The 22,648-nt window shown below is 32.7% G+C and carries 21 protein-coding genes and 3 tRNA genes; 11 read left to right on the forward strand and 13 right to left on the reverse strand.

The genetic code is table 11. From position 1 onward, the window contains the following. Positions 1-71: 71 nt before the first annotated feature. The 5 genes from FNB79_RS02540 to mutS form a co-directional block, all read right to left on the reverse strand. On the reverse strand, positions 72-389 hold the full coding sequence (locus tag FNB79_RS02540) for a hypothetical protein (protein WP_143379807.1): 318 nt from the start codon (positions 387-389) through the stop codon (positions 72-74). A gap of 155 nt (positions 390-544) precedes the next feature. Next, a tRNA-Leu gene (locus FNB79_RS02545) sits at positions 545-630 on the reverse strand. Positions 631-721: 91 nt separating this feature from the next. Beyond that, positions 722-807, reverse strand: a tRNA-Leu gene (locus FNB79_RS02550). Between the two features lie 36 nt (positions 808-843). After that, positions 844-915: transfer RNA gene (locus FNB79_RS02555), tRNA-Gly, on the reverse strand. A 130-nt stretch (positions 916-1,045) separates the two neighbouring features. Next, positions 1,046-3,667, reverse strand: a complete 2,622-nt coding sequence (gene mutS / locus FNB79_RS02560; protein WP_143379808.1) for a DNA mismatch repair protein MutS — start codon at positions 3,665-3,667, stop codon at positions 1,046-1,048. 133 nt (positions 3,668-3,800) lie between these two features. Between mutS and FNB79_RS02565 the strand changes: the two genes are divergently transcribed. Continuing rightward, on the forward strand, positions 3,801-4,337 hold the full coding sequence (locus FNB79_RS02565) for an RNA methyltransferase (RefSeq protein ID WP_143379809.1): 537 nt from the start codon (positions 3,801-3,803) through the stop codon (positions 4,335-4,337). Here the strand turns inward: FNB79_RS02565 and folK are convergent. Then, positions 4,334-5,455, reverse strand: coding sequence for a 2-amino-4-hydroxy-6-hydroxymethyldihydropteridine diphosphokinase (gene folK, locus FNB79_RS02570; RefSeq protein ID WP_143379810.1), 1,122 nt, complete (start codon positions 5,453-5,455; stop codon positions 4,334-4,336). The genes FNB79_RS02565 and folK overlap by 4 nt on opposite strands. Before the next feature lie 159 nt (positions 5,456-5,614). On the opposite strand from folK, the gene FNB79_RS02575 reads away from it, so the two are divergent. The 3 genes from FNB79_RS02575 to rpsU all read left to right on the forward strand — a co-directional run bounded on the left by FNB79_RS02575 (position 5,615) and on the right by rpsU (position 7,558). Next, positions 5,615-6,319 (forward strand): queuosine precursor transporter, encoded by a 705-nt coding sequence (locus FNB79_RS02575; protein WP_143379811.1) that lies wholly within the window; start codon positions 5,615-5,617, stop codon positions 6,317-6,319. Between the two features lie 140 nt (positions 6,320-6,459). Then, positions 6,460-7,323 carry a sigma-70 family RNA polymerase sigma factor gene (locus tag FNB79_RS02580; RefSeq protein ID WP_057777960.1) on the forward strand — a complete coding sequence of 288 codons (864 nt, stop codon included), beginning with the start codon at positions 6,460-6,462 and terminating at the stop codon, positions 7,321-7,323. A 40-nt stretch (positions 7,324-7,363) separates the two neighbouring features. Then, positions 7,364-7,558 carry a 30S ribosomal protein S21 gene (rpsU, locus tag FNB79_RS02585; RefSeq protein WP_143379812.1) on the forward strand — a complete coding sequence of 65 codons (195 nt, stop codon included), beginning with the start codon at positions 7,364-7,366 and terminating at the stop codon, positions 7,556-7,558. A 62-nt stretch (positions 7,559-7,620) separates the two neighbouring features. Here the strand turns inward: rpsU and FNB79_RS02590 are convergent, their stop codons facing one another. Then, positions 7,621-8,415, reverse strand: a complete 795-nt coding sequence (locus tag FNB79_RS02590; protein WP_143379813.1) for a DUF2797 domain-containing protein — start codon at positions 8,413-8,415, stop codon at positions 7,621-7,623. Between the two features lie 42 nt (positions 8,416-8,457). Here FNB79_RS02590 and FNB79_RS02595 point away from each other — a divergent pair, with 42 nt between their 5' ends. After that, positions 8,458-10,002: a GH3 auxin-responsive promoter family protein gene (locus FNB79_RS02595; protein ID WP_143379814.1), complete on the forward strand. Its 1,545-nt coding sequence runs from the start codon at positions 8,458-8,460 to the stop codon at positions 10,000-10,002. A 204-nt stretch (positions 10,003-10,206) separates the two neighbouring features. Here the strand turns inward: FNB79_RS02595 and clpX are convergent, their stop codons facing one another. The 6 genes from clpX to FNB79_RS02625 all read right to left on the reverse strand — a co-directional run bounded on the left by clpX (position 10,207) and on the right by FNB79_RS02625 (position 15,636). Further along, complete coding sequence (gene clpX, locus FNB79_RS02600) at positions 10,207-11,439, reverse strand: ATP-dependent Clp protease ATP-binding subunit ClpX (RefSeq protein WP_143379815.1); 1,233 nt, start codon at positions 11,437-11,439, stop codon at positions 10,207-10,209. Positions 11,440-11,498: 59 nt separating this feature from the next. Next, positions 11,499-12,173, reverse strand: coding sequence for an ATP-dependent Clp endopeptidase proteolytic subunit ClpP (gene clpP / locus FNB79_RS02605; protein WP_143379816.1), 675 nt, complete (start codon positions 12,171-12,173; stop codon positions 11,499-11,501). Between the two features lie 93 nt (positions 12,174-12,266). Then, positions 12,267-13,595 (reverse strand): trigger factor, encoded by a 1,329-nt coding sequence (gene tig, locus FNB79_RS02610; RefSeq protein ID WP_143379817.1) that lies wholly within the window; start codon positions 13,593-13,595, stop codon positions 12,267-12,269. Between the two features lie 161 nt (positions 13,596-13,756). After that, complete coding sequence (locus tag FNB79_RS02615) at positions 13,757-14,104, reverse strand: phage holin family protein (protein ID WP_143379818.1); 348 nt, start codon at positions 14,102-14,104, stop codon at positions 13,757-13,759. Positions 14,105-14,134: 30 nt separating this feature from the next. After that, positions 14,135-14,899 carry an alpha/beta fold hydrolase gene (locus tag FNB79_RS02620; protein WP_143379819.1) on the reverse strand — a complete coding sequence of 255 codons (765 nt, stop codon included), beginning with the start codon at positions 14,897-14,899 and terminating at the stop codon, positions 14,135-14,137. Positions 14,900-14,922: 23 nt separating this feature from the next. After that, positions 14,923-15,636, reverse strand: a complete 714-nt coding sequence (locus FNB79_RS02625) for a pyridoxine 5'-phosphate synthase (protein ID WP_143379820.1) — start codon at positions 15,634-15,636, stop codon at positions 14,923-14,925. Between the two features lie 91 nt (positions 15,637-15,727). Here FNB79_RS02625 and FNB79_RS02630 point away from each other — a divergent pair, with 91 nt between their 5' ends. The 6 genes from FNB79_RS02630 (at position 15,728) to FNB79_RS02655 (ending at position 22,628) form a co-directional block, all read left to right on the forward strand. Beyond that, positions 15,728-16,387 carry a CBS domain-containing protein gene (locus FNB79_RS02630; RefSeq protein ID WP_143379821.1) on the forward strand — a complete coding sequence of 220 codons (660 nt, stop codon included), beginning with the start codon at positions 15,728-15,730 and terminating at the stop codon, positions 16,385-16,387. 2 nt (positions 16,388-16,389) lie between these two features. Next, complete coding sequence (locus FNB79_RS02635; RefSeq protein ID WP_143379822.1) at positions 16,390-17,274, forward strand: NAD kinase; 885 nt, start codon at positions 16,390-16,392, stop codon at positions 17,272-17,274. Positions 17,275-17,374: 100 nt separating this feature from the next. Next, positions 17,375-17,971: a type IX secretion system protein PorG gene (gene porG, locus FNB79_RS02640; RefSeq protein ID WP_143379823.1), complete on the forward strand. Its 597-nt coding sequence runs from the start codon at positions 17,375-17,377 to the stop codon at positions 17,969-17,971. 59 nt (positions 17,972-18,030) lie between these two features. Further along, the gene (locus FNB79_RS02645) at positions 18,031-18,714 is read left to right on the forward strand and encodes an isoprenyl transferase (RefSeq protein ID WP_246073355.1); all 684 of its coding nucleotides are present in this window, start codon (positions 18,031-18,033) and stop codon (positions 18,712-18,714) included. Beyond that, the gene (locus tag FNB79_RS02650) at positions 18,647-21,316 is read left to right on the forward strand and encodes a BamA/OMP85 family outer membrane protein (RefSeq protein WP_143379825.1); all 2,670 of its coding nucleotides are present in this window, start codon (positions 18,647-18,649) and stop codon (positions 21,314-21,316) included. The genes FNB79_RS02645 and FNB79_RS02650 overlap by 68 nt, the downstream gene beginning before the upstream one ends. A gap of 160 nt (positions 21,317-21,476) precedes the next feature. Then, positions 21,477-22,628, forward strand: coding sequence for an OmpH family outer membrane protein (locus FNB79_RS02655; RefSeq protein ID WP_246073317.1), 1,152 nt, complete (start codon positions 21,477-21,479; stop codon positions 22,626-22,628). Positions 22,629-22,648 lie beyond the last annotated feature (20 nt).

Here is a 22,648-nt window from a genome sequence, read left to right on the forward strand (position 1 = left end):
ACAACTTCAAAAAACACTTCGCCATTTTTATTCATACCGTTAATGAATAATTTAATTTTATCATGATCGCCTTAATACACCTTCAAATTATTCAATGTGTTTGGTGAAATATTAAAATTCGGAATCCAATCTAAAGTGTTGTAAAACTGTTTTGATTCTTTAGTATTAAATGTAAACAATGGTCTTTCAAAAGTTAGCGTAGGTTCTGTAAAACCAAAATCAGTCTGATTTTCAAAGTAATTATACCCCGCAGCTAAATCATTATTATATTCATAAGCTTCTTTTAAATCTACATATATAGCACCATACTGCCCTCTTGAACCATAGTTATAAGCATATATGTCAAGCCTAATGGAAGTGACATCACTTAATTGAATATCAAATTTCACCAAAAAAACAAGTAATGTATTAAACAGGTTTAAAAACACTTAAATAGCACACTAACAAAGCTAGTTCACAACATTCAAAGTAATTAGAAAAATAGACTAAAACACTACTTTTACAAAATAAAAAAGCCTTTATCTATTAAGATAAAGGCTTTTAGTACAGAAGGCGGGACTTGAACCCGCACGGGCATTACTACCCATTGGATTTTAAGTCCAACGTGTCTACCAATTCCACCACTTCTGCGCGGTATGTTATTTGAATTAAAACAACATCTATACGGATAGAAACTGAAATTAATAATAAAAAAGCCTCTATCTTTCGATAAAGGCTTTTGTACTGAAGGCGGGACTTGAACCCGCACGGGCATTACTACCCATTGGATTTTAAGTCCAACGTGTCTACCAATTCCACCACTTCAGCATTTGGTATATTTTTCAATAAATAAGAACAGTATAGAGCGAAAGACGGGATTTGAACCCGCGACCCTCACCTTGGCAAGGTGATGCTCTACCCCTGAGCTACTTTCGCGTAGTGTTTAATGAACGTAGCAACATTGCTATTGCGGATGCAAATTTAGGACTTTTCTTGGTATCTCAAAGCTTTTTTTAAAAATAATTTTAAATATTTTTTAAGCTACTGTAAATCAACACCAATTAAATCAACTTTTCACAGTTTTACTAGGCTTAATTAACATGCGTTTTATTTCATTTAATTTCATTAAAGCTTCAACTGGTGTTAAGGTATCGATATCTGTATTTAAAATCTCATCTTTAATATTCTCCAATAACGGATCGTCTAAATTAAAGAAACTTAATTGCAAATCATCCGACAAGGTTTTTACCTTGTCTGTAAGCTCTTCACTAGAATGCGATTTTTCTAATTTCTTTAAAATAGTATTGGCACGATGTAAGACTTGCTGTGGCATTCCTGCCATTTTGGCCACGTGAATTCCAAAACTGTGTTCACTACCGCCCTCTACCAATTTTCTTAAAAACAACACATTATCTTTTAATTCTTTTACAGAAACATTATAATTTTTAATCCGTGGGAAGGTCTCTGTCATTTCATTTAACTCGTGATAATGCGTGGCAAATAAGGTTTTAGCTTTTGCAGGGTGTTCATGTAAATATTCACTAATGGCCCAAGCAATAGAAATCCCATCGTAAGTACTGGTTCCTCTACCTATCTCATCTAACAACACCAAGCTACGCTCAGACATATTATTTAGAATGGAAGCCGTTTCATTCATTTCAACCATAAAGGTAGACTCTCCCATAGAGATATTATCGCTCGCTCCTACTCGAGTAAATATCTTATCTACCACACCTATTCTAGCCGATTTTGCAGGTACAAAACTTCCAATTTGAGCCAAAAGAACTATAAGAGCCGTCTGACGTAATATAGCCGATTTACCAGACATGTTTGGCCCCGTAATCATGATTATTTGTTGAGACGAACGGTCTAAAAACACATCGTTTGCAATATATGGTTCGCCTATTGGTAATTGCTTTTCAATTACAGGGTGACGCCCTTCAACAATTTCTAAATCGAAGGTATCGTCTAATACCGGGTACACATAATTATTGTCGGTTGCCAATTGTGCAAATCCGCATAAACAATCTAATTGTCCAATTAAAAACGCATTTTGTTGTACCGGTTTAATATACTGGTTCATCCAAGACACCAAATTGGCAAACAATTGTTGTTCTATAGCTAAAATACGTTCTTCGGCACCTAAAATTTTAGCTTCGTATTCTTTAAGTTCTTCAGTAATATAACGCTCAGCACTAACTAAAGTTTGTTTTCTAATCCACTCTTCAGGAACTTTATCTCTGTGAGTATTACGCACTTCAATATAATACCCAAACACATTATTTGATGCTATTTTTAAGGATGTAATTCCGGTACGTTCACTCTCACGCGCTAACATATCGTCTAAATATTGCTTCCCAGAAGTCGATAAATTTCTAAGTTCGTCCAATTCGGTTGAAAATCCCTGAGCAATCGTATGTCCTTTTAAAACATTCACAGGAGCCTCCTCGTTTAAAGTCTGTTTAATTTTTTCGCGTAACACATTGCAATTTTGCAACTTATCACCTATAATCTTTAATGCATCGTTAGCCGACTGAGATGCCAATGCTTTAATAGGCACTATAGCTTCTAACGAATTTTTAAGCTGAATAACCTCACGCGGACTCACCTTTCCAGTTGCTACTTTAGAAATTAAACGCTCTAAATCGCCAATATGTTTAATGTGCTGACGTATTTTTTGGTGTGTCTCTTTTTCTTGTGTTAGAAAATTAACCACTTCGTGACGCTGCTTAACTTTTTCGGCATCCTTTAATGGTAAGGCCAACCATCGTTTTAATAATCGTCCGCCCATAGGCGAAATGGTTTTATCTATAATATGAAGCAGCGTTACCGCATTGTTATTGGTAGAGTTGTATAACTCTAAATTACGCATGGTAAAACGGTCCATCCACACATAATCATCTTCTGCAATACGCGAAATAGACGTAATATGTTCTAATTTATTATGCTGTGTCTCCCCTAAATAATGCAATACGGCACCAGAAGCAATTATGCCGTCTTCTAAATTTTCAACCCCAAACCCTTTTAATGTTTTAGTGTTGAAATGTTTTAATAAGGTTTCATTGGTATAATCAGTTTGATATACCCAATCTTCTATATGAAATACGTGGTAATCGTCTCCAAATGTTTCACTGAATCGTTTGCGTTTCTGCTTAGAGACCAAAATCTCACTCGGATTGAAATTTTGAAGCAGCTTATCGATATACTCTTCATTGCCTTGCGATGTTAAAAACTCTCCTGTTGAAATATCTAAAAACGAAATTCCGATATTGGTTTTCCCAAAATGTACCGCACACAAAAAGTTATTCGATTTCGATTTTAACACCTCATCATTAAGCGATACTCCTGGTGTAATTAATTCGGTAACACCTCGTTTTACTATAGTTTTTGTTTGTTTAGGGTCTTCTAACTGGTCGCAAATCGCTACACGCTCGCCGGCTTTTACTAATTTTGGCAAATACGTATTTATAGAATGATGCGGAAATCCTGCCAATTCGGTTTCACTATCACTCCCAGCACCACGTTTGGTTAAGGTTATATCTAGAATGCCTGCCGTCTTAACCGCATCAGACCCAAAGGTTTCATAAAAATCGCCTACACGAAATAACAATAAAGCATCGGGATACTTTGCTTTAATTGCATTATACTGTTTCATTAACGGCGTTTCTTTTTTCGTTTTTTTTGCCAAGGGTAAGACGTTTTTTAGTGTTATTTTTGCATTCTAAATACGGTTGCAATGTAACCATAATTTGATTTTTTTGAAAATATGTGAGTATCTATTCAAGAAATCAGTAATAATTAAAATATAGAAAATAAATAGGATGCGTAAATTAAAAAATAGCGAGTTAGACCGATTGAGTGTTGAAGATTTTAAAGACACAAAAAAAACACCGCTTATTATTGTACTAGACAACATTAGAAGTTTAAACAATATAGGTTCGGTTTTTAGAACGAGTGATGCTTTTTTAATTGAAAAAATTTACCTCTGTGGTATTACCGCTACGCCACCACATAAAGATATACATAAAACAGCCTTAGGAAGTACAGATACAGTAGCTTGGGAATATGCAGAGCACACTTTAGATGTTGTTAAAAAACTACAATCCGAACAGGTTAAAGTTTTAAGTATAGAACAAGCAGAGCACGCCACCATGTTAGACAAATTTACGCCTGAAGCAGAAACAACCTACGCTTTAGTATTTGGAAATGAAGTAAAAGGTGTGGCTCAGGACGTTGTAACAGCAAGCGATATGGTGATTGAAATCCCGCAATACGGCACCAAGCATTCGTTAAATATTTCGGTAAGTGCGGGTGTGGTAATTTGGGATGTATTTAGTAAACTAAACGTTTTAAGCTAAGAACAAATTTGTTGTAAAACAGTTAAATAATCGGCGCGATTTGCCACAAAATCCAAATCGGAGATATCAATAATTTTAACCTTCAATTCGGTTTGATTTTTTAGAAATTCCAGATATCCCATGTTAATTTTATTTAGGTAGTCGTCTTCAATTTCTTGTTCGTAATCGCGACCGCGTTTTTTAATATTTTGTTGCAAACGCTCGGTGTTCTGATATAAGTATACGTATAAATCTGGCTTAGCAATTTCTTTATACATGATATAGAACAGTTTTCTATACAATTTAAACTCGTCTTCTTGTAATGTAATTCTTGAAAAAATTAAAGATTTAAACACATCGTAATCACTAACAATAAAATCTTTAAATAAGTCGAGTTGCGATAAGTCGTCTGAAATTTGCTGGTAACGGTCTGCTAGAAAAGACATTTCTAAAGGGAAAGCATACCGCGGCCCATCTTCGTAAAATTTGGGTAAAAACGGATTATCTGCAAAACGTTCTAAAACGAGTTTGGCATTAAAATCTTCAGACATTTTTGTAGCTAAACTGGTTTTTCCTGCACCAATATTACCCTCAATTGCTATAAAATTTCGTTGAGAAAAATTAAACTTTGTAATCGGATTTATTAAAGTTTCGTCTATTGGTTTTAAAACACTTACATCTTCGCATGTCCCTAATAAAGCATTTACAGTTTGTTTTAAAATAGGATGCACAACTTTAGAAGCAATATCGTTTAAAGGTAATAAAACAAAGCGCCGTTTTTGCATTTCAGGATGCGGTACGTGTAATAGTTGGGTATTAATTATTTCATCTTCAACAAAAATAACATCTAAATCTATTACCCGTGCTTCGTAACCAGCTCCTCCTGTGCGCGTCCGTCCCAACTCCGTTTCAATGGCTAATAATTGCTGCATAACCACATCTGGGGCCAATGCTGTTTTTAAGATTAAACATGCATTTAAAAATTCTGCGCTTTCAAATCCAAATGCTGGAGACGTGTATACTTTAGACATATTCATAATAGTACCAATAGTTTCGAACATGCGAGTAACAGCCTTTTGTAAATTTTTAAACCTGTCGCCTTTATTACTTCCTATTGATATGTAAACGTGTTTTTCCATGAACTAAAATATGGGCAAATTAAAGAAAAGTAATTTACTTAAAAGGGCATTTTTAGCTTAAAGCGTGATAAAATTTTAATATTGAAAACTTGAGACTTTTATAACTGTAAATGCAATTTTAAAATTAAATATGTAGGTTTGTTTTTGAACTTTATACCTATGAATCAGAAAAATCGCTTTTTAGCACATCGTATTTACCTATTACTAGGCGCTTTATTTATGACTTCGTTAGTGGTGTCTAACCTTATTTTTCAAAAATTCTTTTATTGGTACCCTTTTAACGTGACCATTTTTGGAGCTAATTTATTTGAAGTTTCTGTGGGAATACTCCCTTACCCTATTACATTTTTAATAACAGACCTAATTAGTGAAATATATGGAAAAAAAGCAGCCAACCAAATAGTCGTTACTGGTATATTTGCTTCGTTATTCTCCATGGCCATTATTTACACTGCAAATGCCGTTCCTGCAACCACGTGGTCTCCTGTAAACGACAGTATATTTACAACTGTTTTTGGAAGTACAGCAATTGCTGTTTTAGCAAGTATGATGGCGTATTTATTTGCACAATTTATAGATATTCAGATTTATCACTACTGGAAAACACTTACAAAAGGAAAACATTTGTGGTTGCGCAACAATTTTTCCACTTTTTTATCGCAATTTATAGACACATTGACTGTTTTATTGCTACTTTGTTTTTTTGGTAAAATAGAATGGACTAAATTTGCAGGGTTATTAATCAGCGGATTTTTATTTAAAGTCTTAATGGCTTTATTTGATACTCCGTTTTTATATTTAGGCGTTTATCTATTTAGAAGGCGTTTCAATCTAAAAGTAAACGAAGAAATACATTTAATCTAGCACTTTAGTCTTGCCTTTTTATACTGTATTTATCTAAATTTAGCTTAATTATTCATTTTTAACGAATTAAGCGTAAATAAATTTGGATTTATTAAAAATAAGTTTATATTGATAGATACGCACAAAACAAAAAAAGATAAATGAGGCAGTTAAAGATTACAAAACAAGTAACGAACAGGGAATCTAAATCGTTAGACAAGTACTTACAAGATATTAGTAAGATGCCATTAATTACAGCTGAAGAAGAAGTAGAATTGGCACAACGCATACGAGAAGGAGACCAAGTGGCTTTAGATAAATTAACAACTTCTAATTTACGATTTGTAGTTTCTGTTGCTAAACAATATCAAAACCAAGGGTTAACATTACCAGATTTAATTAATGAAGGTAATGCAGGTTTAGTTAAAGCGGCTAAACGTTTTGATGAAACGCGAGGGTTTAAGTTTATTTCTTATGCTGTATGGTGGATTCGTCAAGCCATTTTACAAGCTTTGGCTGAACAATCCAGAATTGTAAGATTACCTTTAAATAAAATTGGTTCTATTAACAAAATTAATAAAGCTTATTCATTCTTAGAACAATCTCATGAACGCCCACCAAGCGCCGATGAAATTGCAAATGAATTGGATATGACTGTAAGTGAAGTAAAACAGTCCCTTAAAAATTCTGGTCGTCACCTTTCTATGGATGCACCATTAAAAGAAGGAGAAACTTCTAGCTTATACGATGTTGTAAAGTCTGGCGAATCGCCAAACCCTGACAATAATTTAATGTACGAGTCGCTTAATTTAGAAATTAATAGAGCTTTAGATACATTATCTCCAAGAGAAAGTGATGTATTACGCCTGTTTTTTGGATTAAGTAACGAGGCTCCAATGAGTTTAGACGAGATTGGAGAAACATTTGATTTAACTCGTGAACGTGTTAGACAAATTAAAGAAAAAGGAATTAGACGCTTACGCCATAGTTCTAAAAACAAAATATTGAAAACATATTTAGGATAATCCTAGATCTTAGAATAATTAATTATAAAAACAGAATTTAATGCTTAAAATTATAGTAAAAGAAGGTGAGCAAATAGATCGCGCTCTTAAACGTTACAAGAGAAAACACAGAAATGTGAAAGTAATGCAAAACTTAAGAGAGAATCAATTTTTCACTAAGCCTTCTGTAAAAAGAAGAAGAGAAAATCAAAAAGCAGCTTACATCCAAGGCTTAAGAGATCAAGAAGACATTTAATGTTGACTTTATATACAATAAAATACACGCTCTAGATTAATTCTAAAGCGTGTATTTTTATGTTATAAAATTTCTATAGAGACATACATCCCTTCATTACCACGTATATTACATACAGTATCGTCTTCAAAAATTAGGTATTGTCCTTTTATACCTTTTAGCACACCTGTATAGTGCTGCATTTTTTCAATATTTAAAGACTTAGGTTTTACAGGATATTGTAAAACAGGAAATTCCATTTCTGTTTCTGTATTAAAATCTATAAAGTAAGGTTTAGCTGCTTCAGGAATATACGGCTTTAACTTTTCTCTCCATTCGACTAAATTTTCATCTTGCACCTCATTTTTTAACATGGTTCTCCAGTTTGTTTTATCAGACACATAATCTTTTAAAGCAACTTCTGTGATTCCTGCCAAATAACGATTAGGCACCTCAACAATTTCTATAGCTTCATGTGCTCCTTGATCGATCCAACGCGTAGGCACCTGACCTTTTCTTGTTACACCTACTTTTACACTACTAGAATTAGCCAAGTATACAATATGTGGCTGTAATTGCACTTTTTTCTCAAAGGCTAAATCACGATCTTCAATATCTAAATGCGCTTGGCTTAATTCGGGTTTCATAATCCAATCTGCAGCTTGTGGAATTTCGAAAAAGCAGCTTTTACAATAGCCTTGTCTATATATTTTTTTATCTAATCCGCAGTTTAAACACTGATATTTTAAAAAATTAATATTTAAAGTTTTATTTAGTAACTGATTCATATTTATGAAGTCTGAATCAAAAACTAAATAATATTGAATAGGATTAGCATATTCGGTTTCCATTTTTGTTAGAACACCTTCGTAAGTCATAAAAAAAAGTATTATTTTTAATTCTTTAAAGATAATGTAAATATGCCAATTACTTTAGTAAATTCAATTGCCTCATGGTTTCTAAAAAAACGATTCCATCAAATTGAATTATTTTTAAAATATCCAAATGAGGTACAACAAGAATTACTTCTAAATTTAATTTACACTGCTAAAGACACTAAAATTGGTAGAAAACACGAATTTAGTTCTATAAAAAACTATCGCACTTTTGCTGAGCGTGTTCCTATATCGACTTATGAAGATTATCAGGATTTAATTGAACTCTCTCGCCAAGGACAAAACAATATTTTTTGGCCTTCGCATATTAAATGGTTTGCAAAATCTAGTGGTACTACAAACGCAAAAAGCAAGTTTATACCGGTAAGCTCAGAATCGCTTGAAGATTGTCATTATGCTGCTGGAAAAGACATGTTATGCATGTACCTTAACAATAATGAAAACTCACAACTATTTACAGGTAAAGGACTGCGCTTAGGTGGTAGCAAAGAATTGTACAGAGAGAACGGTACCGTATATGGGGATCTCTCGGCGATCTTAATAGACAATATGCCTTTTTGGGCAGAGTTTAGTAGCACGCCAAGTAATAAAGTTTCTTTAATGAGTGATTGGGAAACTAAAATGCAAGCAATAGTAGATGAAACTATAATGGAGAACGTTACTAGTTTAGCAGGCGTACCCTCTTGGATGTTGGTATTACTTCATAATGTTTTAGAAACTACAGGAAAAAATAATTTAAACGAAGTTTGGCCTAATTTAGAAGTATACTTTCATGGCGGAGTTAGCTTTACACCCTATGCAGACCAATACAAGAAAATACTACTCAAGACAGATTTTAAGTACTACGAAATTTATAATGCGTCTGAAGGGTTCTTTGCCATCCAGGATCAAAACAACACTAAAGAATTGTTATTGATGTTAGATTATGGTATATTCTACGAGTTTATTCCTATGGAAACTTACAATACAATAAACCAAACCATTATTCCATTAAGTGAAGTAGAACTTAAAAAAAACTATGCCATTGTAATTACAACCAATGCAGGATTGTGGCGCTATAAAATTGGTGACACTGTACGATTTACATCTTTATCTCCTTATAGAATAAAAGTTTCTGGACGAACTAAACACCATATTAATGTTTTTGGAGAAGAATTAATTATTGAAAATGTTGAAGACGCTTTAAAAAAAGTCTGTAAACGTACTAAGTCTGAAATTGTAGATTATACAGGCGCTCCAATTTTTATGAAGGACAAAGAAAAGGGTGCACATGAATGGATTATTGAGTTTAAAAAAGCTCCAGAAGATCTAAATTATTTTATAGAATTATTTGATAATGCACTTAAGGCTTTAAATTCTGATTATGAAGCGAAGCGTTACAACAATTTAACTTTAAATAGACCTACCATTCATATGGGAAAACAAAATCTATTTTATGATTGGTTAAAACTTCACAACAAATTGGGAGGTCAACATAAAATTCCGAGGCTCTCAAATTCCAGAGAATATATAGATGAATTACTTATTATCAATGAAAATCAATCGTTTGAACAAGAAAAACAACTATAAAACTTCACTTCATCGTTAAATTACGTACATATGTCTAAAAATATGGTTTATACTTTTTTAATGTCAATAATCCATATACATTTGCCATGCTATTTATCGAAAACTGTTAAAATACAGTATGTTGCAACATAATATTACGCAACCAAAATAAAAAAAACCACTCTTTTAGAGTGGTTTTTTTTATCTTAATATTTATTTAAAAAACTAGGAAACTGCTTTCAACTTTTTAATAGTTGTTTTATTAAGTTTATCCTCTGCATACGCTTTTGTTACTTTAATTTCTTTTTCGTCTGTACCTGGAAGTTCAAACATAGCATCTGTTAAAATCTCCTCACATAACGAGCGTAATCCACGAGCCCCAAGTTTGTATTCAATGGCTTTCTCTACAATAAAATCTAAAGCTCCGTCTGTAATATGGAACTCGATGTCGTCCATTTCAAATAGCTTACTATATTGTTTAATAATAGCATTTTTAGGTTCAGTAAGAATAGCTCTTAATGTTTTAGCATCTAAAGGATCCATATAAGTTAAGACGGGTAATCGGCCAATAATTTCTGGGATCAACCCGAAGTCTTTTAAATCTTTTGGAATAATATATTGCAACAAGTGATTCTGATCAATAATATCATCAGATTTAGAAGCACTATACCCAACTGCTTGCATATTTAAACGCTTAGAAATATTACGCTCAATTCCATCGAAAGCTCCACCTGCAATAAATAAGATATTTTCGGTATTTACTTCGATAAACTTTTGGTCAGGATGTTTTCGTCCCCCTTTTGGTGGCACATTAACAGTGGTTCCCTCTAAAAGTTTTAATAAAGCCTGTTGTACACCTTCTCCAGAAACATCTCTAGTTATAGAAGGATTATCACTTTTACGCGCGATTTTATCAATCTCATCTATAAAAACAATTCCTTTTTCAGCCTTTTCTAAACTATAATCTGCAGCTTGTAACAAACGTGTCAAGATACTCTCCACATCTTCACCTACATAACCTGCTTCTGTTAAAACTGTAGCATCTACAATAGCAAGAGGTACATTTAACATTTTAGCAATGGTTTTAGCCATTAAGGTTTTTCCTGTACCCGTTTGCCCAACCATCATAATATTACTTTTCTGAATCTCAATATCGTCTTGAGATGGCGATTGTAATAAACGTTTATAATGATTATAGACTGCAACAGACATAACTTTTTTGGTCATATCCTGACCAATAATATACTCGTCTAAAAATTCTTTAATTTGAAGTGGTTTACGCAACATTAACTCAGCCGATAATTCACTATTATCAGATTGTTTAGATTCCTCTAAAACAATACCATGTGCTTGTTCGATACAACGATCGCAAATATGCGCATCTAAACCTGCTATTAATAAACTTGTTTCAGGTTTCTTTCTTCCACAAAACGAACATTCTAATTCTTCCTTTGCCATAAATCTTTTTAAATTTCACTTTCAAACAGTAAATTAATTTTACTGTTAATTAAGGTGTATTAGCTTCTCACTAATATTTCATCTATCATACCGTATTCTTTAGCTTTATCAGCTTTCATCCAGTAATCACGATCACTATCTGCATATACTTTGTCGTAAGGTTGCCCCGAATGCTTACTAATAATCTTATATAATTCTTCTTTTAAGATTAAGATCTCACGAGCAGTAATTTCTATATCACTTGCTTGTCCTTGAGCACCTCCTAAAGGTTGGTGAATCATAACACGAGAGTGAGTTAAACCACTACGTTTTCCTTCTGCACCTGCACACAGTAATACAGCGCCCATAGAAGCAGCCATACCTGTACAAATTGTTGCAACATCTGGCTTGATAAACTGCATTGTATCGTAAATTCCTAATCCAGCATATACACTACCTCCTGGAGAGTTAATGTAAATTTGAATGTCTTTATTAGCATCTGTACTCTCTAAGAACAACAATTGTGCCTGAATAATATTAGCAACCTGGTCGTTTATTCCCGTACCCATAAAAATAATACGATCCATCATTAAACGTGAAAACACGTCCATAGCCACCGCATTCATTTGGCGCTCTTCAATAATGTTTGGTGTTAAATTTGTAGGGTACATACTGTCCATAATTTGGTGATAGTATGTGCTGCTTATTCCTTGATCTTTTATAGCGAATTTTTCGAATTCTTTTCCGTAATTCATAATGTTATTTTTAATTAAATAATGAATAAAATAGGCGTTGAATAAAACCTATTCAACGCCTAAATATAATGATTATTCTTTAAAACAGTTGACTTATTTGTCTCCGTAAACCTCTTTAACGAAGTTTTCGTAAGTTACTTCTTTTACTTCTAAATTTGCTTTTTCTTTATACACATTTAATAGTCTCTGACTAACGATTTGCTCTGAAATACGACGTGCTTCATCCTGGTTTCCAAGAACACGTGCAGCAATACCTTCTAGTTCCTCATCTGAAGGATTCATTTGACCAAATTGTGCCATTTGTGCTTTAATCATGGTTTTAGCATGATCTTTAATATCATCCATTGTAATTTGGATATTATTATCTGCAATTAACTTTCCTTCTATTAATTGGTAACGCATGCTTTTTTCAGACTTTTCGTATTCTTCTTTTGCAGCAGCATCATCTAAAGGTTTTTCTCCTGCAGTCTGAATCCATTTTTGTAAGAATTCTGCTGGTAAATCAAACTTTGTATTTTCTACTAAATATTCAGTAACATCATTTAACAGTTTTTGATCTGCTTGTTGTGTAAATTGTTTTTCAGCATCTTCTTTAATCTTGTCTTTTAAATCTGTAACAGACTTAACAGAACCGTCTGCGAATAACTTATCGAACAACTCTTGATCTAAGTCTGCAGCTTCACGTTTATTAATTTCAGAAATTGTGAATGTAACCTCTATGTCTAAATCATGAACGTCATCGTGAGATACTTTTAAAGCATGCATTAAATCATGATCGTCGTCGTAAAGTCCTTTTGTTTTTAATGTAATAACATCGCCTACTTTAGCTCCAATAAATTTCTTTGGATTTGCTTTGCCTTTAAATTTATCTAAAGTTAAAGTTACAGTATTTTCAATTTCTTTTTCTTCGTTCTTATAAGTTCCAGTGATTTCACTGTCTTCTTCAACAACATCTTGAGGAATTAATTTTCCGTATTGTTTTTTAATATTGTCTATTTGCTCGTCGATCATTTTATCGTCTGCAACAATATTATATTGAGTAATAGGATCTTTACCTTTTAACTCTACATCAAATTCAGGTGTTAAACCCAATTCAAATTCAAAAGAAAATGCTTCAGCATCCCAATCGATACCTTCTTGTGCTTTAGGAAGTGGCTGACCTAAAACATCTAATTTTTCTTCAGTTAAATATTTATTTAAAGCGTCTTGTAATAATTTATTTACTTCGTCTACCAATACTGCTTTACCGTACTGCTTTTTTACCATTCCCATTGGTACATGTCCTTTTCTAAATCCAGGAATGTTAGCTGTTTTTCGGTAATCTGATAAGATTTTCTCTACTTTATCACTATAATCTTCTTTAGCGATATCAACTTTTACTACAGCATTTAATGCATCGATGTTCTCTCTTGTAATATTCATTTTAAATGATATAAAACCCAGTTTGGGCATTTAACATAAGTTTCTGTCTTACTTTAAAACCTGAAAGCACAGAATCTCCTTGATTTTTCTAATTAAAAACGGGCTGCAAAAATAAAACATTTTTACAACCCTACAAAGTTTTTAACGTCTTGTATTTCAGTCTATTTTTTATCTTCCCCTACAATACTATATATTATTGATTGTAGTATAGTTAACAAAATGCTAAAGAGTATTCCTGACCAAATTGAATCTACATGAAATCCTCCAACTAAATATCCTGCTAATAATATAATTATTCCATTAATAACTAATAAGAACAATCCAAATGTAATTATGGTTATTGGTAGGGTTAAAATGGTGAAAATGGGTTTTACCAATACATTTAATACAGCCAAAACTAAAGCTACTAATATTGCTGTGATGTAATCGTCTACATGTATACCTGATAAAAACCGACCTAAAAGCAGCACAATGAATGCTGTTAAAAGAAATTTAATGATCTGATTCATAGTGTTATTTTTTATTGAATGTACAGATTTTTAAGCGATAAAACTAATCACTGCATTATAAAAATCTTCTGGATTTTCTGCATGCAACCAGTGACCTGCATTTGCTATGGTCACAATTTTAGCTAGTGGAAAATGCCGCTTTATAATGCCTTCGTCTTGTTGCGCTATATATTCTGACTTATCGCCACGTAAAAATAAAGTTTTCCCATTAAACTCTGCATGTACAGGCAATGCTTCCCCTACTTCAGACACATTTTCGGTTAAGGATTCTAAATTTATACGCAACCCTAACTGTCCCTTTTCTACCCAATACAGGTTTTTTAATAAAAATTGACGCGTTCCTAAATCCGACACATATTGTGCTAATGCTTTATCTGCTGCACCTCGAGTTTTTAATTCAGAAAAATCTAAAGCACTAAGGCCATTTAAAATAGCATCGTGATGCACTGGATAAAAGCGTGGCGAAATATCGGCTACTACTAATTTAGATATATACTCTGGATATTTGGTTGCAAACAACATAGCGGTTTTACCTCCCATAGAGTGCCCTAGAAGTACAATGTTTTTCAAACTATTTTGATCACAATAGGCTTTTAAATCTTCTACTAACAGTTCGTAACTAAATGCATCGCTATGAAAACTTCTTCCGTGATTACGCTGATCTATAAGATGAACCTGATATCCTTGCTCGCTAAACTTAGATCCTAAAGTTTTCCAATTATCACTCATCCCTAAAAATCCATGAAGAATTATAAACGGTTTTCCTGTACCTAATATATTTGAATGTAATTGCATCCTTCTTTTATTTTTTTTAAATATTACTTTAGTTTATTTAAATACATGTTTACCACATTTTCAATTCCTAAATATAAACTTTCAGAAATTAAAGCATGTCCTATAGACACCTCTAACAAGCCCGGAATATTGTCTTTAAAAAATTTAATATTATCTAAAGATAAATCGTGTCCCGCATTAACACCTAACCCTAAACGTTCTGCTAATACAGCACATTCTGTATAAGGTACAATACTCTTTGAATTTCCTAAACTAAACTGATGTGCAAAAGCTTCTGTATACAATTCTATCCGGTCTGTACCTGTTTCTTTGGCCCCTTCAATTTGTTCTAAAACGGGATCTACAAATATAGAAGTCCTAATATTTTGACGTTTGCACTCTGTTATAATTTCACTTAAAAAATCCTTGTGTTTAATAGTATCCCAACCCGCGTTAGATGTAATAGCATCGTCTCCATCTGGCACTAAGGTTACCTGAGTAGGTTTTATTTCTAAAACCATGTCCATAAATTTTTTAATTGGGTTTCCTTCAATGTTATACTCGGTATACACTTCAGACTTTAAATCGAATGCATCTTGATAACGAATGTGTCGCTCATCTGGTCTTGGATGAATAGTTACACCCTCGGCACCAAAACGTTGCACATCTTTAGCAAACTGAACAACATTCGGAAAATCGCCTCCACGAGAATTTCTTAACGTTGCTATTTTATTAATATTTACACTTAATTTTGTCATAAATCCTTATTTAATAATGCAAAAATACAAAGTAGAACAGGCTTATTGTACTATTTTTTAATTAATTTGCGCATTAGTAAACGCGGATAAAATGAATATTTCCCAATATATTATAAACGATATAAAACCCTTAAGTACAAGCGATAAAATTAGCGATATGCAATTGCTATTTAATCAGCTAACATTTACACACATACCCGTAAAAAACTCAGACGACAGATACATTGGGTGTCTTTCCGAAACGGACGCCTATTGTTTTGAAAAAGATAAACTTTTAAGCGATTACAGTTATGCTGCCGAAGGTTTTTTTGTGCGAGAAAATGCCAATTGGTTGGATGTATTAGAGATTTTTGCTCAAAATGCGACAAATATTATGCCCGTTTTAAATGCAGAGAATAGATATTTGGGATACTATGAATTAAACGACATTATTGCATTATTTCACCAAACACCTTTTTTTGCAGAAGATGGAGGTACATTAGTAATAGAAAAGGGACTAGATGATTATTCGTTTAGTGAAATCTCTCAAATAGTAGAATCTAACAAAGGAAAACTACTAGGCGCTTTTATTTCTAAAATGGAAAACGATTTGGTACAACTCACTTTAAAAATAGGGAATTCAAGCCTTAATGATATTATTCAAACCTTTAGACGTTACGATTACAATATTATTTCTGGACATGAAGACGATAGTTACATAGAAAGTCTAAAAGATAGGTCTAATTATCTAACCAAATACCTAAACATGTAATTATGAAAATCGCCATTTTTGGACAATTTTATCATAAGAATTCTGATGTACCTGTAGAAATACTACTTAAGCATCTATTAAGTAAAAATGCTGAAATATTTATAGAACGTCATTTCTTCGAATTAATACATAGCGAAATTGAAGACGACCAAAAATACAATGTATTTAATACTTTTGACACCTTAGATAACACCTACAATTTACTAATAAGTATAGGTGGCGATGGTACCATTTTAAGAGCAGTAACTTATGTGAAAGATCTAGGAATACCAATTGTTGGTATAAACGCTGGGCGATTAGGTTTTTTGGCAACCATTCCAAAAGAATATATTGAAAAGGCCATTGATGATATATTACATGGAAATTACAAAATTTCTGAACGTAGTTTACTTGCCATCACAACCTCTCCTGCCAATGAGGATATAGCTAAAATGAATTTTGCCCTAAATGAAATTGCTGTAAGCAGAAAAGACACCACTTCTATGATTACAGTAGATACGTATTTAAACGATGAGTATCTAACATCCTATTGGAGCGACGGTTTAATTATATCTACACCCACAGGCTCTACAGGATATTCTCTAAGCTGTGGTGGCCCAGTAATTACACCAGACACAACAAGTTTAGTGTTAACACCTATTGCACCTCATAATTTAAATGCAAGACCCTTAATTATTACAGATTCAACCGAAATAAAGTTAAAAGTAAGCGGACGAGAAAATATATACTTAGTATCTTTAGACTCTAGAATAGCAACCATTAATAATGAAACTATATTAACAATTAAAAAGGCGGATTTTACGGTAAAAATGATAGAATTGTTAGACGATAGTTTCTTAAACACTCTAAGAAAAAAATTATTATGGGGTGAAGACAAACGCAATTAGGCAATATTTTAATCAGATTTCTGTTTTTAACTTACATACAAATTAGTGCAATTTGCTATGAGCTAATCTTATTTGTTATATTTGCAAACTTTAAAACCGTATGAAGTATATATTAATACTTGTTATAAGCCTTTTTTGTTTTCATTATTGTTACTCACAAACACATGAATTTGGTGTGTTTTTAGGTGGAAGTAATTTAATTGGAGATGTTGGAGAACCTTCTTTTTTAAACCCTAACCAATTTGCCATTGGAGGGGTCTATAAATGGAATAAAAGTCCTAGACATTCTTGGAGAATCTCCGGAACAATTACAGAGCTTCAGATATCTACAGAAGAGCCAACAAAAACTGTTGGAGAATTATCTGCTGGATTAGAATTCAATCTTTTTGAATATAATTTACATCAATCTGGACCAAAAAGTACACCTTATATATACACAGGTTTAAGTGCATTAAATCATGTAGATGCAGATTTAAAAAAGAAATGGGCATTGGCATTACCAATGATACTAGGTTATAAATTTAGATTTAGCAGGTCTTTTAATATAGGTCTAGAAATAGGTGCTCGCTATGCATTTGCAGACGATCTAGACGGCAGTGATGATCTTGGAAATTTAAACAACAACGATTGGTATGTGTTTACAGGAATAACATTAACTTACACATTTGGTAGAAATCCATGTTATTGTACAAATTAAAATAGATTTTGAAAGAAAATATTAATATAGATAGATTACCTAAACACATTGCCATTATTATGGATGGTAACGGACGTTGGGCTAAACAAAAAGGATTAATTCGTGCTATTGGTCACGAAAATGGCACAAAATCTGTTAGAGAAACTGTAGAAACATGTGCAGAATTAGGTATAGAAAATTTAACCTTATACGCTTTCTCTACAGAAAATTGGAACCGCCCAAAACTAGAAGTAGACACACTCATGAAACTACTAGTCAGCTCCTTAAAAAAAGAAATTAAAACACTGCAAGATAATAATATTAAATTAAATGCTATTGGGTGTTTAACATCTTTACCTAAAAAAGTGTTTAAAGAACTTCAAGAAGTTATTACAAAAACAGAACACAATACACGAATGACACTTACTCTTGCCTTAAGTTACGGATCAAGAGAAGAACTTATCTCGGCAGTTAAAGAAATAAGTAATAAAGTTAAAAATAATATAATTTCTTCAGAAAGTATTGACGAATCAGTTATAAATAAGCATCTTTACACGCAAAATTTACCAGACGTAGATTTACTTATACGCACCAGTGGTGAACAACGTATAAGCAATTTCTTACTTTGGCAAATAGCATATGCCGAATTATATTTTACAGATGTACTTTGGCCTGACTTTACTAAGCAACAATTGTATGATGCTATTATTGATTATCAAAAAAGAGAACGCCGTTTTGGAAAAACAAGTGAACAACTTAGCTAATTCATTATCATTGAAAACATATTTACCCGTCATTTTTATTTTATTCTTTTCATTAACGTCTAACCTAGTAAATGCTCAGGCACCGACAAATGGAAAGAAATATACCATTGAAGACATTACTGTTTCTGGAAATTCTAGTTTTAGTGAACAAACAATTGTAACCTATTCTGGCCTTAGGAAAGGATCTCAGATATTAATTCCCGGAGAAGAGATTAGCGAATCCATTAAAAAGCTCTGGAAATCTGGACTTTTTAGCGATATTGAAATATACATTAAAGATGTACATGACGATGTTGCAAGTTTAGAAATTCATTTATTTGATTTACCTGAATTAAAAAACTTAAGAATTACAGGTGTTAAAGCGGGTAAGCAAGATGAAATCATAGAAGATAACAACCTAAATGAAGGTGTTAAAGTTACCGAAAACTTAATCACGACAACCAAAAATTACTTGGAATCTAAATATAAAAAAGACGGCTACTTTAACTCCAGAGTACGTGTAAAAACCTATCCTATTAAAGATTCAATAGCTAAACCACGTGTAAACATGATAGTTGCTATTGATAAAGGTGAAAAAGTTAAAGTTAAAGACATAAATTTTGAAGGCAATTCGGTCTTAACAGACAAAAAACTTCTTGCCAGCATGAAAAACACGAAAAAGAAAATGATTTTGCGTGCTTGGAAACGTTCAAAATATATCGAAGAAGATTTTAAAACCGACTTAGTAAGTATCATAGATACCTATAAAGAAAATGGGTACAGAGATGCTCGTATTATCTCTGATAGTGTCTATACAAATGATGAGAAAACAGTCTCTATAGATATTAAAGTAGAAGAAGGAAGTAAATACACCTTTGGTGAAATTAATTTTATCGGAAACACGGTATATACAGATGAGTATTTAAATGCCATATTAAGAGTACGAAAAGGAGACACGTATAATGGCGTATTATTAGAAAAAGGGATTGCCGACGAGTCTAGACCAGATGGAAACGACATTACCAACTTATACCAAAACAATGGCTATTTATTCTCTACCATAAACCCAGTAGAAACAAATGCAGATGGAAATGTCATAGACATGGAAATTAGAATTTCTGAAGGAAAACCAGTTCATTTTAACGAAGTTACAGTAGTTGGTAACGAAAAGACAAACGACCACGTAATTTATAGAGAAATACGTACCAGACCAGGTGAATTATATAGTAAAGAGAATGTAGTAAGAACCGTACGTGAATTAAGTCAGTTAGGCTTTTTTGATGCAGAGCAGATTACGCCTAATTTCAACAATCCAAACCCAAATGAAGGTACAATTGATATGGAGTATGAAGTTGTAGAGACTGGATCTAGCCAGATTGAACTGCAAGGTGGTTACGGTGGTGGTGGCTTCATTGGTACTTTAGGGCTATCATTTAATAACTTTTCTATAAAAAACATATTCAATAAAGAGGCTTATAAGCCATTACCAATGGGAGACGGACAACAATTGTCTTTACGTTTACAAGCCAGTCAGTTTTATAGAACTTATAGTTTTTCATTCTCAGAACCTTGGATGGGAGGTGTAAAACCAGTACAATTCTCTACCTCACTTTCATATTCAAATCAGTTTTTGTATGACTCTAGTACGGGTGAAGCAGATAAAGACAGACGATTTGATATTATTGGAATAACAGTAGGGTTAGCAAAACGTTTATCCATACCAGATGACTTTTTTACCCTATCACAATCGGTAAGTTTACAACACTATAATCTTAAAAATTACAGTACAGGGTTATTTACATTCTCAGACGGATATTCAAACAGTTTAGCATATACTATTGGTTTAACAAGAAACAATACTTGGAATGATCCAATTTTCCCATTAGGAGGTTCTAACTTTAGTGTAAGTGCTAAATTATCATTACCATACTCACTTGTTAATGGTGTAGATTATGATGATTTGGCAGAAGAAAGACAAGAACAAGAAGATATTTATAACGATCCTGAAGAATCTTCTGTAACACGAACAGATGCTTACGAACGTATGGGTGAAATAGACCAAGAACGTTTTAACTGGTTAGAATTTTATAAAATTAAATTTAAAGGCGATTGGTATACAAATATTATAGGAAAATTAGTACTAAAACCATCTGTAGAATTTGGATATTTAGGAGCCTATAACCAAGACAGAGGAGTTATTCCTTTTGAGCGTTTTTATTTAGGAGGAGATGGATTAGGAAGTTATAGTTTAGATGGTAGAGAAGCAGTAGCATTACGTGGTTACGCAAACCAATCAATACAGCCAGTAGATAGCAACGGTAATACTACTGAGGATGGGGCATCAATATATAATAAATTCTCACTAGAATTACGTTACCCTATAACCTTAAAAGCCTCAGCTAAAATATATGCATTATCCTTTATAGAAGGTGGTGCTGCATTTAATGACTTTAGAGATTACAACCCATTCCAATTAAAACGATCTGCTGGTGTAGGATTACGTGTCTTCATGCCTGCTTTTGGATTATTAGGAATTGACTTTGGTTATGGTTTCGATCCTCTACCTGGAGAAATTAATGCTAACGGATGGGAAACTCACTTTATTATTGGACAACAATTTTAATTTGGCATGATATTTTCAATATGTAATCTAATGATTTACTATAGTTTTAAAAGCTATAAAGTTAAAATTTGTTAATTTTGGAAACTTTAATTCAAGTAGTGACAGAATATTTTAATTCATCTGTCGTTTGTAAAGTTTAGCAGTTAATGATTTTATTACTATGAAACAGATGAAAATACACGTTCTTTTTTTAATAACTGTAGTGGGGTTACTAAGTTTAAACGCTAAGGCTCAACGTGGCGTACGTATTGCCTATATTGATACAGAATATATCTTAGAACATATTCCTGAATATCAGGATGCATCATCTCAGTTAAACAATAAAGTATTACGTTGGAAAGCAGATATTGATTTAAAACTTAATAATATTGCTCAAAAACGTAAAGACTTAAGTAACGAAAAAGCTCTTTTAACAACAGAACTTTATGAAGAACGAAAGGAAGATATTGATTATGAAGAAAAAGAAATTTTAGACCAACAACAAAAACGTTTTGGTCCTGCCGGCGACTTAATGGTTCAAAAAAAACAATTATTACAACCTATACAAGACCAAATTTTTTCAGCAGTTCAAGATATAGCTGCATCTAAACAATATGATTTTATTTTCGATAAATCTGCAGACTTAGTTATGTTATATTCTGCTGAGCGTTATGATATTAGTGAACTTGTATTAAGAAGTATAAATAGAACTTATAAACGTCAACAAGCACAAACAAAAGCACAAAAAAGAATCGCTGCACAAGAAGACCTAGTTCCTGATTACAACCCAGAATTAGAAGCAAGAGAACAAGCAAAAGCAGAAAAAATAGCAGAACGTGAGCGTCTTGAAGAACAACGCCGTCAAGAAATTTTAGAAGCTAGAGAAGTTTCAAAGCAAGAAGCCATAGATAGAAGAAAGAAAATTTTAGAAGATCGCGAGGCTGCAAAACAAGAAAAATTAGCTGCTAGAAACAAAGTTTCTGAAAATTCAGAAAATAATGATACATTAGCGACGTCTGAGGAAACTGTTACAGAAACAGTTGCTAATGAAGAAAAAACAATAATTGACGATACCAGTAGTACATCTGCACCTACAGAATATGATTTAGAAAGCATATCAGAAACAGAAGCAGAACAAACGAAAACAGAAAATGAAGAACCTAAAACTAAAGAAGAAATTCTTGAAGCTCGTAAACAACAAAAAATAAAAGATCGAGAAGCAAGAGAATTAGAATTAGAAGTTCGTAAACAACGTATACTTGAAGCACGTGAAAAAGCAAAATTAGAACGTGAAGCATTAGAAAATAATGAAAATACTAACGAAGAAGAGTAATTAACAACAATTTATAACAC

The sequence above is a fragment of the Formosa sediminum genome (genome assembly GCF_007197735.1).
Lineage (GTDB): Bacteria > Bacteroidota > Bacteroidia > Flavobacteriales > Flavobacteriaceae > Formosa > Formosa sediminum.

Coding starts and splice junctions, on each gene's coding strand:
- porG (WP_143379823.1), top strand. CDS start 17,375: ATGAAGTATATATTAATACTTGTTATAAGCCTTTTTTGTTTTCATTAT.
- tig (WP_143379817.1), bottom strand. CDS start 13,595: ATGAATATTACAAGAGAGAACATCGATGCATTAAATGCTGTAGTAAAA.
- FNB79_RS02580 (WP_057777960.1), top strand. CDS start 6,460: ATGAGGCAGTTAAAGATTACAAAACAAGTAACGAACAGGGAATCTAAA.
- FNB79_RS02575 (WP_143379811.1), top strand. CDS start 5,615: ATGAATCAGAAAAATCGCTTTTTAGCACATCGTATTTACCTATTACTA.
- FNB79_RS02645 (WP_246073355.1), top strand. CDS start 18,031: ATGGATGGTAACGGACGTTGGGCTAAACAAAAAGGATTAATTCGTGCT.
- FNB79_RS02620 (WP_143379819.1), bottom strand. CDS start 14,899: ATGCAATTACATTCAAATATATTAGGTACAGGAAAACCGTTTATAATT.
- clpX (WP_143379815.1), bottom strand. CDS start 11,439: ATGGCAAAGGAAGAATTAGAATGTTCGTTTTGTGGAAGAAAGAAACCT.
- FNB79_RS02635 (WP_143379822.1), top strand. CDS start 16,390: ATGAAAATCGCCATTTTTGGACAATTTTATCATAAGAATTCTGATGTA.
- FNB79_RS02630 (WP_143379821.1), top strand. CDS start 15,728: ATGAATATTTCCCAATATATTATAAACGATATAAAACCCTTAAGTACA.
- FNB79_RS02650 (WP_143379825.1), top strand. CDS start 18,647: ATGATGCTATTATTGATTATCAAAAAAGAGAACGCCGTTTTGGAAAAA.
- FNB79_RS02595 (WP_143379814.1), top strand. CDS start 8,458: ATGCCAATTACTTTAGTAAATTCAATTGCCTCATGGTTTCTAAAAAAA.
- rpsU (WP_143379812.1), top strand. CDS start 7,364: ATGCTTAAAATTATAGTAAAAGAAGGTGAGCAAATAGATCGCGCTCTT.
- FNB79_RS02565 (WP_143379809.1), top strand. CDS start 3,801: ATGCGTAAATTAAAAAATAGCGAGTTAGACCGATTGAGTGTTGAAGAT.
- FNB79_RS02625 (WP_143379820.1), bottom strand. CDS start 15,636: ATGACAAAATTAAGTGTAAATATTAATAAAATAGCAACGTTAAGAAAT.
- FNB79_RS02655 (WP_246073317.1), top strand. CDS start 21,477: ATGAAACAGATGAAAATACACGTTCTTTTTTTAATAACTGTAGTGGGG.
- FNB79_RS02615 (WP_143379818.1), bottom strand. CDS start 14,104: ATGAATCAGATCATTAAATTTCTTTTAACAGCATTCATTGTGCTGCTT.
- folK (WP_143379810.1), bottom strand. CDS start 5,455: ATGGAAAAACACGTTTACATATCAATAGGAAGTAATAAAGGCGACAGG.
- FNB79_RS02590 (WP_143379813.1), bottom strand. CDS start 8,415: ATGACTTACGAAGGTGTTCTAACAAAAATGGAAACCGAATATGCTAAT.
- clpP (WP_143379816.1), bottom strand. CDS start 12,173: ATGAATTACGGAAAAGAATTCGAAAAATTCGCTATAAAAGATCAAGGA.